Origin of the sequence: Herpetosiphon sp. NSE202 (assembly GCF_042688385.1) — a bacterium.
Lineage (GTDB): Bacteria > Chloroflexota > Chloroflexia > Chloroflexales > Herpetosiphonaceae > Herpetosiphon.
In genome coordinates this window covers 1-12,933 of the sequence record NZ_JBHUPY010000027.1, presented here as the reverse complement: position 1 = coordinate 12,933, position 12,933 = coordinate 1, and the positions used below count along the sequence as shown (strand labels likewise).

9 protein-coding genes are annotated in these 12,933 nt (G+C 51.9%); 2 read left to right on the top strand and 7 right to left on the bottom strand.

What is annotated here, in order from left to right; all coding sequences use genetic code 11:
• Window positions 1-6 precede the first annotated feature (6 nt).
• Window positions 7-1,371 carry a cyclic nucleotide-binding domain-containing protein gene (locus ACFMKP_RS23835; RefSeq protein WP_382296113.1) on the top strand — a complete coding sequence of 455 codons (1,365 nt, stop codon included), beginning with the start codon at window positions 7-9 and terminating at the stop codon, window positions 1,369-1,371.
• On the opposite strand, the gene ACFMKP_RS23830 is transcribed toward ACFMKP_RS23835, so the two are convergent.
• The 7 genes from ACFMKP_RS23830 to tatA form a co-directional block, all read right to left on the bottom strand.
• A complete protein-coding gene (locus ACFMKP_RS23830) occupies window positions 1,357-2,412 on the bottom strand; it encodes an STAS domain-containing protein (RefSeq protein ID WP_382296110.1) in 1,056 nt (351 codons plus the stop codon). The two genes, ACFMKP_RS23835 and ACFMKP_RS23830, sit on opposite strands and share 15 nt — an antisense overlap.
• Window positions 2,413-2,511: 99 nt before the next feature.
• Entirely contained in the window at window positions 2,512-3,153 is a 642-nt protein-coding gene (locus ACFMKP_RS23825) for a M23 family metallopeptidase (protein ID WP_204758002.1), read from the bottom strand.
• Entirely contained in the window at window positions 3,150-3,788 is a 639-nt protein-coding gene (locus ACFMKP_RS23820; RefSeq protein WP_382296107.1) for a glucosaminidase domain-containing protein, read from the bottom strand. The genes ACFMKP_RS23825 and ACFMKP_RS23820 overlap by 4 nt, the downstream gene beginning before the upstream one ends.
• A 28-nt stretch (window positions 3,789-3,816) precedes the next feature.
• Window positions 3,817-4,404 (bottom strand): hypothetical protein, encoded by a 588-nt coding sequence (locus tag ACFMKP_RS23815; protein WP_382296105.1) that lies wholly within the window; start codon window positions 4,402-4,404, stop codon window positions 3,817-3,819.
• Between the two features lie 104 nt (window positions 4,405-4,508).
• The gene (locus ACFMKP_RS23810) at window positions 4,509-5,093 is read right to left on the bottom strand and encodes a DinB family protein (protein WP_382296102.1); all 585 of its coding nucleotides are present in this window, start codon (window positions 5,091-5,093) and stop codon (window positions 4,509-4,511) included.
• Window positions 5,094-5,118: 25 nt separating this feature from the next.
• Entirely contained in the window at window positions 5,119-8,223 is a 3,105-nt protein-coding gene (locus ACFMKP_RS23805; protein WP_382296099.1) for an ATP-binding protein, read from the bottom strand.
• A 71-nt stretch (window positions 8,224-8,294) separates the two neighbouring features.
• Window positions 8,295-8,474 (bottom strand): twin-arginine translocase TatA/TatE family subunit, encoded by a 180-nt coding sequence (tatA, locus tag ACFMKP_RS23800; protein ID WP_054535939.1) that lies wholly within the window; start codon window positions 8,472-8,474, stop codon window positions 8,295-8,297.
• Window positions 8,475-8,767: 293 nt separating this feature from the next.
• Here tatA and ACFMKP_RS23795 point away from each other — a divergent pair, with 293 nt between their 5' ends.
• Complete coding sequence (locus ACFMKP_RS23795) at window positions 8,768-12,418, top strand: AAA family ATPase (RefSeq protein ID WP_382296096.1); 3,651 nt, start codon at window positions 8,768-8,770, stop codon at window positions 12,416-12,418.
• The last annotated feature ends 515 nt before the right edge of the window (window positions 12,419-12,933 follow it).

Here is a 12,933-nt window from a genome sequence, read left to right as displayed (position 1 = left end):
AAAACCATGGCTCCTCTGGCACTCAATCTCCAAATTGATGCGTTGCGTAACTTGCCCAATTTGACCGAATTACCCATTAATGAAGCCACCATTTTGGCGCGGATTGGGACTTTTCGGGCCTTTGCGGCAGGCGACACAATTCCGATTGCCCGTTTACGCAGCAGCCAATGCTATGTGATTTTGAGTGGCTTGGCCGATACGGTGATTCTTGATCGCGATGGCGAGCCGATTTCAATTGGTAAGTTGGCCGAAGGCGATTTTTTTGGCAATAGCATCTTTTTTAGCTCACACTCGCTGCTGTATGCGGTGCAAGCCCAAAGCCAAATTTTCGCTTTGCAATGGTCAATTGAGCGCTTACACGAAAAAAAGCAACATTTGCCAGTCTTTATGCGCTTGATTGAAGCCAGTTATACCCAGCGCCGCGCGATTAGTGCGCTCAGCAGAGTGCCGCTGTTTAGCCATGTCAGCGTCGAAGAACGCATTTTATTGGCGGCTCAACTCACGCGCCAAGAGTTTGGCCGCAACACGGTTATTTTCGAACAAGGCTCTGCTGGCAAAGCGCTCTATTTGATCGAACAAGGCCAAATTGCGGTTGAACAGCATGGCATGATCGTGGCAACGCTCAGCGATGGTGATTTTTTTGGCGAGATGGCGCTGCTCTCGGCAACGCCGCATAATGCAACTTTGCGCTGTTTAACGCCAACTCGCTGCTTGCAACTGCCAGGCGCTGTTTTTGCCGAGCAAGTAGCCCAACATCCATCGCTTGAGGTAGCGGTGCGCCGCGTTATCGACGAGCGCATGCACCACTCAGAGCGCGTGCGCGGCGACCAAACCCGTCAACATTTGATCAAGGTTGCGGTGCGCTATGGCATGTTTCGCGGTTCACATGTCTTGGTGCGCCAGCCAGCTCAATGCCCGCCCGATTGCCGAATTTGCGAGCAAGCTTGCGCCGAGCGCTTCGGCCAAACCCGCATGCATCTAAATGCTGCGAAACTTGAAGAATGGGATATTACTCAGAGTTGTCGTCAATGTCGCGTTGGCGCGGAGTGTGTCGAGGCCTGCCCCGAAAATGCGATTCAGTGGGATGATAATGGCGCGCTGCGGATTACCGATGCCTGTACTGGCTGCAACGAGTGTGTTGTGGCCTGTCCCTACGATGCGGTCGAATCGCAGACGATTTACTTGCAAAACCAGCATGGCCCGCTCTGGCAGCTCTGGCAGCGCATGCAAAAGCAATCGGTGCAGCGCCAACCAAAAACCGTCGCCAGCAAATGCGATTTATGCGCGGGCTATGATGATCGGGCCTGTTTGAGCCAATGTCCAACCGGCTCATTGCAATTAATCTCAGTTGAAGAACTATTTCCGTTTTGATGCTGGCGCTAAAACCTCTTGAATCAATTGCTCCAATTGACCAGTTTTGCCAAAAATTCCCAAATCGATGTCGGTAAAGACCAATTGCTGCACAATTTCGCTGGTCATACCGGTAACTCGTACCTCGCAGCCTAATAGTTTAATTGCCGCCAGCAAATCGCCAAATGCAGGCAAAACGCTGGCATCAGGCAACAAGGCTCCTGTCATGTCAAGAATTAAGTGTTGTGCCCGCAATTGATAAATCTGTTGCAAAATTGCATCGTGAATATGGCTAATTCGTTGCTGATCGAGCATGCCAGTAATTGGCAGCAAAATTGCATTATGGCTTAGGCGAATAATTGGCGCTTCGAGCAGTTGAATTTGATTCAGCAGGTTTTCTTGGCGTTGAGCCAGCGCTTGAAGTTGGCTATTGCCAGTTTGCAACGATTGGTTGGCTTGAGCTAATGCTGTTTGCTGGTTAGTAATCACGGCTGTGTGTTCGGCAAACACTTTTTGGCTGCGCTGGTCAGCAAGGCCAATGACAATCATCATCGAAGTCAGAATCAAAAACACAACCACTAAGATAATGAGTTTGAGCAGCAAGGTTGCTTGGGGCAAAATCAGCGGAATCGCAATTACGCCATAGATTTCAAGCAGTGGAAACGTAATCAGCGCTGTCAGCGTTACCACACTTACAATCATTACCGCTTTTAAATTGCGTAAAACCAGCATAGTTAAGGTTGGCCAAATCAGATACAGCGTCCAGGTCAGGCCCGATAATTCAGCGCCCCGCGCATCGGTTAGCACAATCACCCCAACCATGAGCAGAAAATTGAGCACCACCAGTTGGCTGATATAACGCGACTTACGTAGGAAATAGAGTGCTGCGGTAATACTCGCTACTAAGCCTAAGCCCAAAAAGACTGAAGCCCGTTCCTGCGGAATCTCAACTAAAAACCAAGCAGCAATCCCAATCAAGCTAATCATGATCGCTTGGGAAATGATTAAAATTCGAATTCGCTCAGTCAGCGATTGTTGGGGGGTGAGCGTTGCTACAGCCATAGTGCCTCATTGCGCTAGAGTAGGCTATTGAACAAGCAAAAGCATGAATTATCATCGACAATTCATGCTTTTAGCTAGCCTATTTTAGCACCAAAATGCTTAGGGTAATGGGTGGAAATTGAGGGGATTTTGGTTTACCCCATTATGCCAAATTTGATAATCAAGGTGCGGCCCGCTCGATGACCCAGTTGAGCCAATTGTGCCAATGATTGTGCCGCGTTCGACATAATCGCCATCTTTGACCTTGAACTCAGAAAGGTGGGCATAGCCAGTTTTATATTCGTTGCCAATCACCCAAACGTGGTTGCCTGCTGGCCACGAATCGGCGGTGACATCGATATAGCCGCTCATGGTTGCACGCACTGGTGCGCCGACTGACCCAGCTGGATCAGCAGCGCCATCGCCATCGCCATCAACCGCTAGATCGATTGCGCCCCACACCTCAGCAGGTGCGTGCGAGCCAACCCCGTAGCCTTGAGTCATCACGACCCGATTGCCAGCTACTGGATTGCCCCATGGCTGATCGCTGGAGATATTGGGCGGGGCAACCAAGGTATCGCCTTGGCCTACTTGAATCGCCGCGCCAGACAAACCGGCGACGTTGGTGGTTTCGCCGCGCCATGCGCTAATTGTGGGAGTTGCAGGACGATTGACTAACAAAAAGAGCACCACAATCAAGCCAAGCGCAACCGCACCACGTTTATAATTACTACTGTTATCGCTCAAATCATACCAATTCATGAACCTGCTGCTCTCCATGAGTTGACCAATGTGCGCACCGTTTCGACATAGTTATTGGTGTCGTTTTCAACTGGGGGCGCATACACTGGAATAATTGCTTGAATTGTTGTCAGTTGCCATTCGTCGATATATAAATTGCGAATCAGTTTGTACCAATCTTCGATGCCAGCTTCCCAGTTGGGATACTTGCGGTAGCCTTGGTAATCTTCGTAGCCGGGCGTTGTGCGAATGTTGCCAATCGACATGGTGACGGTGGCGACTCCACGGGTTCCGGCGGTCGATTCGTGAATGAAGAAGGCTAAACAATAGGCTGGGTCGATGCCATATTTGATACCCATATCATATATCACTTGACCCTTGCCAGTTGCTGGAGAATCGTAAGAAGCGAGCACTTGATCGATTTTGGCAGCAGAGATTGTTGGCACGCCGATGATACTATCGCCATCGAGTGCCCCGAACGAGCCAGAAAGATTGCCGCTGGCTGATTGGGCTGGCTGGCCTGGGGCGCTCATCGAGCTATAAAATGCATTGCTGCGACCCCGAAACTGCACGATCATCCAAACCAAGGCAGCCGCCAGCGCAATCAAAAAGAGGGTGCGTCGTCGCGAAGAAAAATCATCAAAACCATATAACATGGATGGGTTCTCCTGGCACGGAGACCACTCATTGTTGCTGGTTTAACAAATGTGCTTGTTCAGCAGCAGTGATCATCCGAAAGCCATCGGCTTGATTGATATAAATAAGTTGTTCGTTTTTGATATTGACCAATAACTCTGGCCGGGCATCGTTGTTGAGATCGTGGGTCGAAAGCGTGATGGGGGTCAGATCTTCGCCTGCGCCAAAGAGATATGGGCCAATTAGCGTGCGCGCTTTGCTTGCATCGCCTCCAGGGAATTCTAACACAACCACCCGCCGATTCAAATTGATGGCCATAAATTCGCTGGGCAAGCCCTGCGCCTCTTCATGGCCAACTGTTGCCGCTAAGTGCGAAACTCGTGGCCGACCATAGCGCAAATCATCATACCAGACCCCAAAAATGCCGCTGAGTGTGCCCAAAAGTAGGGCTAAAAGTACCACCAACCCTGCCCACATAAACCGATTGAACCAAATTTCTGGCAGCGTCGCGGTTGGTTGCTGAAGTTGCTCTTGTGCGCGACGGAGCGCTTGTTGGGGGGATGTTACTCGGACAAGTCGCCGCCCCGCCCATTGCCGCGGATGATTCGTTCGCAAATTACGACTTGTGACCGCCATAATGCCTCCTCAGGCTAAACGTACATGCTCGTTTACCACTGAAGAAAATTATAGTAGAACTTTTGTTCTATGTCAATGATTGTCACAAGCCTATGCATGGGCTGCTAGTGGGCCGCCAACTGGCTGCTGGACTGGCTTTGGTGCAATTCAGTAATCTGGTTGAGATGCTGCTGAGTATGGCAATGCATGAAGAACAGCATCTCACGCACAGTCAATTTCCCCAACGCTGGGTGCGGTATTTGATACTGATCAAGCGCCGCATCATCCCAATGAAATAAGCTTTCGATCATGCGCTGATTGATTTTCTGCCACTGTTCGACTAAGGCCTGTTGGCGTTGCTGGTTGAATGGGCCTTGCGGTTTGGTGGGAATCGAATAGGCCGGAGCCTCGAAGCCGCCAGCAATTGCCGTTTGATAACTGCTGGCAATCGTCGCATAATCGCGGGCTTGCTGCTTGGGCTTGCCAAACAACGTGCCTAAAGTAAAACGTGGCATCGAGAACGCAAGAATAAAAACCTTGCTTAATTGCTGCATGTGCAACACATTTTCAGCAGCCGACCAGACCCCTGGCGGATGGGCGAAACATTGCTCAGGAGTCAAGCTCAAAATCGTAGCGCTCACGTTGGCAACATCACGTTCTAAGGCAACGATCAGTTCGCTATGGCTATAGGGTGCTGCGGTTTCAACCATGGCAACTCCTTAATGATAATTCTACCTAGATAGAACGTTGCTGAGCCATTGCTGGTTGCAGGATGCCAAGTTGGCTTTGCAATTGTTGCACCCGACTATATAAAAAGCCTTGTTCGGGCGTGACCGCTTGCTTGGCGCGTTGCAGCGCCGCGTTTGCCGCCAAATAATCGTGGCGTTCTTGCCAAATTTCGGCCAGCCAAATGTTGATTTGGGTTTGTAAAAATGGCGCAGTCAGCAATTCAACTTCGCTGAGCGCCGTCCGCATCAACACTAATGCTTGGTCGAGATCGCCGCGACCACGAGCAACTAAGCCAAGATTGGCGCGATAGTTGGCCACTTGAGCGGCATTGCCGTTGGCTTGAGCCACGCTGATGCCACGCTCAAACCATGCTTCTGCTTCGTCCCAATGCTTTTCGGCCAAGGCAATTTCGCCGCGTGTGCTATACAAATATTGTAATGGCACGCGCAGCGCCAAGCGTTCGGCTAAGTGTAAGCCTGCTTCAATATGGCTGTGCGCCGTCTGCAAATCGCCAATTAGCGTGGCGTTATAGGCTGCATTGTTATAGCCCAAAATAATTTGATATTGCTCGTTGGTGGCGGCGGTGCTGGAAATTGCCAACGCAAAGGTATCGACCGCTGCTTTAATTTCGCCACGCTGAGCCAAAATATTGCCAAGCTCAAACTGACAACGACCAATTAACGAATGATTTTGCTGTGCAGTCGCGACTTCTAAGGCAGCTTGAATGTTTTCGTAGGCCACATTCAAGGGGTAGCCCGCCAAACGTTGGCTAATTGCCAACAGCAATAACAACTCGGCTTCGAGCAATTGATTTTCAAGGCTGTGCTTGTGATAGATCGCCAAACCACGTTCAGCCCATTCGATCACAACCTCTGGTCGACCGACCACTAGATAGGTACGGCCAAGCTTGGTACAAACTCCCATAACGCGCAGCCAATTGGCTTGTGCCTCATATTGTGCCAGCGCCGTATGATAAACCTCGCGGGCAGCAGGCACTTCGCTATTCCACTCCAGCGCATCGCCCAAACGACAATAGCGCTCAGGCGTTGGATCAAGCTCGATTGCCTGCTGGCCAAAAGCCACTGCTTCGTTTGGCGCAGAGAGTGAAAGGGCATGTTCAAGCGCTTGGTCTGCATAGCTGGCGGCCAATTTGACCTCGCCAGCCTCGCGATAATGCAAGAGCAAGCGTCCGGCGATCGCGCGATGGTCGCTATATTCGCGTTGTAGTGCTTGGGCTGCGCGGCGATGCAAAAACGTGCGGCGTGCGCGGCTGAGGCTATTGCGCACAACCGTGGCAATCAACGGATGGCTAAATGTATAACTATCGCCTTGTTCCTTCAAAATTGCGGCGTTGAGCAAGCCATCGAGGCCATCAAGCGTGTCTTCATCGGAGCGCCCGCCAGTTTCGCGCAGCACGTTATAGCTGAATAACGGGTCGAGCACCGCTGCTGCTTGAACAATTTGGGCGGCGCGTTCAGGCAAGCGCGCCAAGCGCGTGCCCAGCACATCAACCAACATCGGCGGCACATCAGTTTGATCAACTGTGCGACAAAGCTCTAATAAAAACAACGGATTGCCAGCGCTGCGTTCAAGCAAGGTCTGATCATCGGGATTCGCATAGCCCAATTCGCTCAAGAGCTGGCGGGTTTCAGCCTGATCAAGTCGTGGCACATCGATGCGCGTGACCAAACTGCCACGTTGCCAGCCAACAACCAAGCGTTGCAAGCGGGCGTTCGCTTCCTCAGAACGGTAGGTTACGACGATTACAATCGGCAAATCGCGCAAACGATCAACCACATAATCAAGCCATTCGGCGGTTGCTTGGTCGGCCCAGTGCAAATCATCAATGCCAATCACCAAATGGTTGGTCATCACGGCGCGCAGACATTGGGCAAAGGCCTCAAACATGCGGCGACGCTCTTCATCGGCGGGCAAGACTGGCGGCTCGGGCAAATTGGGCACATGGCCACGGAGTTGTGGTAGTAAGCGTGCAACCTCAGCCAACCACATCGGATCAACTGCTGAATCGCCAGAAAATAAGCGAGTTAAGCACAAACGCTGGCCAAATAACTCAGTTACTGGTGCAAAAGGCAGGCTTCTGGTTGATTCAAGGCAGTGCATTGACAGCATCGTGCTATCTGCTGGTAGCTTCTGCGCCCATTCCTGCCAGAGCCGCGATTTGCCAACCCCAATTTCGCCAGTAATCAGCACAACTTGCAGGCCGCGTTCGTTGCTGCGCATTAGCGCTTGATTGAGCAATAACTGCTCATATTGGCGGCCAACAAACGGCGTTTCGCGGGGTGCTGGCCGTTTGATCGGCTTGAGCACTGGCTTTGGTTCAGGCGCTGGAGGGGCAAGCATGGACTTGGTTGGCTCGTAGCCATTGGTTGGGCTGGGCAACGGATTGGTTTGCAAAATGCGTTGGCGCAGCATTTGGGTTTCGGGCAATGGCTCGATGCCCAATTCGCGCTGGAGCGTTGTGCTCAACATCTCATATTGGCGCAACGCCTCGGCGCGTTCACCCTGTCGCCAATGAGCCTCAATAATTGCTTGATACAACGATTCGGAGAGCGGATCGAAGCGCAAAGCGGCGCGGGCCAAGGTTAATACATGGCTCCATTGCTGCTGCTTTTGATAATTGCTAATGGCGGTTTGGAACAAACGCATCACGGTTAAGTGCACTTGTTCGCGCTCAGTCACCAGCCACAAATCAAAATCAGGTGCATCGGGCAACATTAGCCCATCGAGTAAGGGGCCTTGGGCCAGTTGTAACAAACTCTCAACACTTGGTTGAACCAAACCTTCTGCCAAACTGCGTAACTGCCAAAGATCAACGACACAATCCGGGTGCAAGCGCAGGCGATCATCATCGGCCAAGATGATCTCGCCGCCTAAACTGCGCCGGATTGTCCAAAGCGTATTGCGTAAATTTTTGCGGGCAGCTTCATCGCTACTTTCAGCCCACAGCAATGCCAAAAGATGCTCGCGGCGTTGAGGCTGGATTGTGGCGGCAAGATAGCCCAAAAGGGCCACCGCTTTGCTAGGAAGCGACTGTGGTTGCTGGTTGTAGAGTATTGAAGGTACGCCGAGGAAACGCAGGGCAACGGTCATAGCCCCCCCGTGAGAACAGCGTGAGGCACGGGTTACGTGCCTCAACGATGCATGTTAATTGTAACCGCTGGTTATTTCGATTCGTTTTTGCTCGCATCGGATGCTGCTGGGGCATCGTCATCGCGCACACCACGGCGAAACTCACGAATGCCTCGGCCAAGTGAGCTGCCAAGATCGCCAATCCGCGAGGCTCCAAACAACACAATCACAATTGCGAGAATAATTAAGAGTTCTGGTACGCCTAAGCCCATTGCAAGCCTCCTTGAGGAATGGTATCGCCAATGCAATACCGGTCTATTGCCATTATACGCCGCTGTTAGGCATAGTCAATTGAAATGAATTTGCGTAACAGGTCGAGTTGTCAGTTTAGATTGCTACGATGAATAAGCAACGAACAAATGATTAAGTTTTGATCATACTACCATATCTAACGCCCTCCTACGGTCAATTAGTCCTACATCCTAGCTGAGTTTTTGCCGTTGAAGTGGATAATGTTCGCAACCTATGCTCCTGACACTCTAGACATGCCCACTACAATAGACGTATGCAAGATTGCGCGCTCTACCTATTTGGCTCTCCACGCCTGCAATACAACACCCAACAGATAGCGCTTGGCAATGGCCCATTGGCAGCGTTATTGGTCTTTTTAGCCCTCAATCAAGCCCAGCCAATCAGTCGTTTGCGGCTTGCAGCCACAATTTGGCCCGATTTGCCCGAACCGCAGGCGCGGCGGGCACTCTCGGCGGCGCTTTATCGGCTGCGCCAACAATGTCCACCATGTGATCAATGGCTATTAGCGAATCCCCAAACCATCCAGCTCGGCCCAATTTGGTGTGATCTGCACATGTTTCAGCAAGCATCCTACGCCGATCAAGCGAGCGATTGGCAATTGGCATGTCAGTTGTATCGTGATGAATTATTGCCTGATCTTGATGCAGAATGGATCGATGGCCCACGCGCTGAGTTGCAAGCCCTCTTTGCGGCCACAATTGCCAAATTGGCTCAGCAGGCGTTTGCCCAAGGCGATTATGGCTTGGCGTTGAGCAGCGCAGAGCGTTGGCAGGCCTTCGATCCTTTTGATGAACATGCGGCGCTGCTCATTATGCGTTGCCAGATTAGCCTTGGCCGAGCACATTTGGCTTTGGTGGCCTACCACAACATGTGCGAACGTTTGGCCAGCGATTTGGGCGTTGAACCAATGGCCGAACTCACGGCGCTTGCAGAGCAAATCTTGGCTGAGCAAGCCTTGCGCCAGACCACAATAGGCGGGAGTTGGCAGAAAATTCCGTTTGTTGGCCGCACGCATGAACGTTCGCTCTTGCTCGATGCCTTGGATGCTGCCTTGAGCCATAGTGGTGGCATTGTTTTGCTTGATGGAGCGGCTGGCATTGGCAAAACGCGGTTACTGCACGAATTGAGCCAAGCAGCCCAAGCGCGGGGCTTTCAGCTGGCTTGGGGTGCGGCCCAAATTAATGGTGGCAGTTCGCCGTATGCACCGCTTGATCAAGCATTAACCCAAATTCTTGATCAGCGCATGCTTGAGCAATTCGATCCAATTACGCGGCTTGGTTTGGCGGCGCTCATGCCCGATTTGCCGCAACTCAACCAGCATGATCATGCCAATCGGCCAAGTTTGGCGACGGCCTTGTTCCAAGTGCTGTTAGCGGTCAGCCAACAAGCTCCCCTATTGTTGGTGCTTGATGATTTGCACTGGGCGCAGCGGGTGGTATTTAGCGTGTTGCAATGGTCGCCGAGCCAAATTCAAGCCTTGTTGCGCTCGCGTTTATTAATTGTCTTGGCCTATCGGGGCAATGAATCGAGCCATATGTTGCAAGCCTTGCGGCGCATGCGCCAAGAATTGCCAATTCAAGCAGTTAAGCTCAATGGCTTGGCATTGCACGATTTTCAACATTTGGTTGGACGTTTGTGGCCGAATCAGGTGCCAATTCCGAGTATGGCCGAGATTGCTGCCTTGCATGCCTTGACTGCTGGCAACCCCTTATTTCTCCAAGAGCATTTGCTGTATCGTGGTGATGCTCACGAGCATTCCTTTCAGGCTTTGGTGGCGCAACGGGTGCAGGCATTGCCAAATTTGGCTCATCAGGCCTTGGCAGCGGCAAATGCCTTGGGCCGCACTTGGACATTAGCTGCATGGCGGTTTGTGGCTGGAGCTGAGGTTGATCAAGCGATTCCTGATCTTTTAGCCACACGGCTGGTAGCCCAGACCCATGCAGGCTTTCAGTTTTATCATGATTTGATTGCGGTGGCGGTTGAGCAAAGCTTAGCGCTTGAATTACGCCAAGCAGCGGCGCAGCAGGCGGCTGATTATTTTGCCCAACAGCCACTTTGCCGCCCAGAAACGATTGCTTGGGCCTATGAGCGGGCGCAGCGCTGGCCAGCGGCAATTGCTGCCTATCAACAAGCTGGCGAACATGCGTTGCATGCCTATGCCTACACGACGGCGCTCGATTATTCCAACCGTGCGTTGGAACTGTACCAGCGTTTGCCAAGCGATCAGCGTTTGGAGCTGAGCTTGCTTGGTTTGCGGCAACGGATTTTGGTATTTTTGGGTCAGCTCGATCTATGGCGTGCCGATGTTGAACGCTTGGAAAGCCTTGCCTTGAATTTGGGCGATCAACAGGCCTTGCTCGAAGTCTATGAGAGCCGAATTGTGCTTTCTTCAGTCGATTCGAATGCGCCTGAGATGGCCAGCATTGCCGAACAAGCCTTAGCCTTGGCCCGAAGCCTCGAATTGCCAGCGGTTGAAGCGCGAATTTTAAATACCTATGGCTTTCATTTGATCAGCAGTGCTGCGGTGCAGCCGCGCAACAGCTTGCCCTTGCTCGAACAGGCGGTTGCCCTCGCGCGAAGCAGCCACGATGATGCAGTTTTAGTTGGCTCGTTGTGTTCGCTGGCCTTTGCCTATCGCATGCTCGGTCATACCAGCGTGGCCCAGCGGATTGCTGCTGAAGCCTTGACCCTGACCGAGTTGCACCCCTATTTGTATCCGGCGCGCGGCAATGTGTTGCGAGTGTTGGGCGAAGTTAACATTAGCTATGCCGATTGGGAAACTGCGCTAAGCACCATGAACAAGGCAATTGAATTGCTCGAAGCGCTTGATGATAGTTGGTTGCTGGGCGTGGGCTTGTTCATGTCGACCTTTATTACAACCGCGATTGGCCTGACCGAGATGGCTCAAGCCACCACCCAGCGCATGCGCCAGATGATTCGTGATTCTAAGATGCCGCCAAACTCCAACTGGGCCTTTTTTGTGCATAGCGTCACGATTTTGGTGGCGTTAGAGGCTGGAGATTTTGAGCAAGCGGAAACTGTAGTGCAAGAAGTTCAGCCGTGGCTTGATCAAGCGCAGCAACAAGGCGCAGGTTTGTATTTGCTAGCGGCGATTGGGGCGCTAGAGATTTTTCGTAATCGGCCAGATCAAGCCTTGCCCTTATTACGGCGTGGCACGGCGATGTGGCAACAAGCGCGATCGGCATTTTTGCAACCAATTTTGATGCATGCCTTAGCTGCCCAATTATGTGGTTTTGCTGCCGAAGCCCAAGCAATGTTGGCTGAAGCCGAAGCGATGTACGATCAGAAAGAATTGTTGTATGCAGATGTTTTGTTGCAATTCACTCGTTTTTGGGTCTATGGCGATCGGCTGCATTTGCAAAATGCCTATAATTCGATTCAGCAACAAGCCAATCGCTTTCGCGACCCAACCTTGCGCGATTCATTTATCAATAATGTGAAATTACATGGCATGGTGCTGCAATTACAGCGGGTTGCCCCGTTGGCTGGGGCAATTCGCTCGATGGCTGGGCTATGGATGCGGCTAACTAGGGTGTATGGGCGCAGCCAGCTGCTTTCTGAAGGTGGCTATATTCAGCGCAAAGTTCTATTGGTGCGAGCCGATGTGCCACTGGGTAAATCGCTGAGCCATACTGATCGGGTTGAGGTGGTTTGGACGTTGCATGCCCCAGATGATAATCGCTTCCATGATCGCAGTGAATTGCGTATGCATCGTTTGCAGCGTTTGCTTGATGAAGCTGACGATGCGGGAGCAGCGCCAACCGATGATGATTTAGCTGATGCCTTGGCCGTAAGTCGGCGCACCATTCTGCGGGATATGGCTGTCTTGCAATCCCAAGGCTCAGCGGTAAGTACCCGCCGCCGCCGTGCAGTTGGCGAGTAGGAGTAAAGGCAAAAGGCAAAAGGCAGAAGGCAGAAGGCAGAAGAATAAAGAGCATAGAACAGAGGGATGAAAATTCGGGCTATGGGCTTTCGGAAATAGCTTGGAATTCCCATCATTGAAAGCAAAGCCCATAGCCAACAGCCCATAGCCCCGCTCCCTTCGTGCCCTTCGCGCGCTTCATGGTTCCGTGCTTCGTATGCCTTCGTGGATCGGGTTTGTGGCATTTGACAACGCTGCCCATCTGCGGTAGAATCCTTTGGCTGTCAACGAAGCGTCTGGTTCGCCAGACAGGACACCAACAACTGAGATAGTGACCCACGGACACGCGATTTGACAAAGATTGGTGGCTGTGGTAGAATTCTCAGGCTGTTGACCGACAGCACGATGTTTGCTCAACATCACACATTTGACGAAATGCTCCGCTTTCCTGCTTCGAACGCAGTGGCGGATTTTTTATCGCCAAAATTGCACCTTTCCAACTGATGGGTGCTGCGTCCGCAGCACATTCCATGCAT

Coding starts and splice junctions, on each gene's coding strand:
- ACFMKP_RS23825 (WP_204758002.1), bottom strand. CDS start 3,153: ATGAATTGGTATGATTTGAGCGATAACAGTAGTAATTATAAACGTGGT.
- ACFMKP_RS23810 (WP_382296102.1), bottom strand. CDS start 5,093: ATGGTTGAAACCGCAGCACCCTATAGCCATAGCGAACTGATCGTTGCC.
- ACFMKP_RS23795 (WP_382296096.1), top strand. CDS start 8,768: ATGCAAGATTGCGCGCTCTACCTATTTGGCTCTCCACGCCTGCAATAC.
- ACFMKP_RS23835 (WP_382296113.1), top strand. CDS start 7: ATGGCTCCTCTGGCACTCAATCTCCAAATTGATGCGTTGCGTAACTTG.
- ACFMKP_RS23830 (WP_382296110.1), bottom strand. CDS start 2,412: ATGGCTGTAGCAACGCTCACCCCCCAACAATCGCTGACTGAGCGAATT.
- ACFMKP_RS23820 (WP_382296107.1), bottom strand. CDS start 3,788: ATGTTATATGGTTTTGATGATTTTTCTTCGCGACGACGCACCCTCTTT.
- ACFMKP_RS23805 (WP_382296099.1), bottom strand. CDS start 8,223: ATGACCGTTGCCCTGCGTTTCCTCGGCGTACCTTCAATACTCTACAAC.
- tatA (WP_054535939.1), bottom strand. CDS start 8,474: ATGGGCTTAGGCGTACCAGAACTCTTAATTATTCTCGCAATTGTGATT.
- ACFMKP_RS23815 (WP_382296105.1), bottom strand. CDS start 4,404: ATGGCGGTCACAAGTCGTAATTTGCGAACGAATCATCCGCGGCAATGG.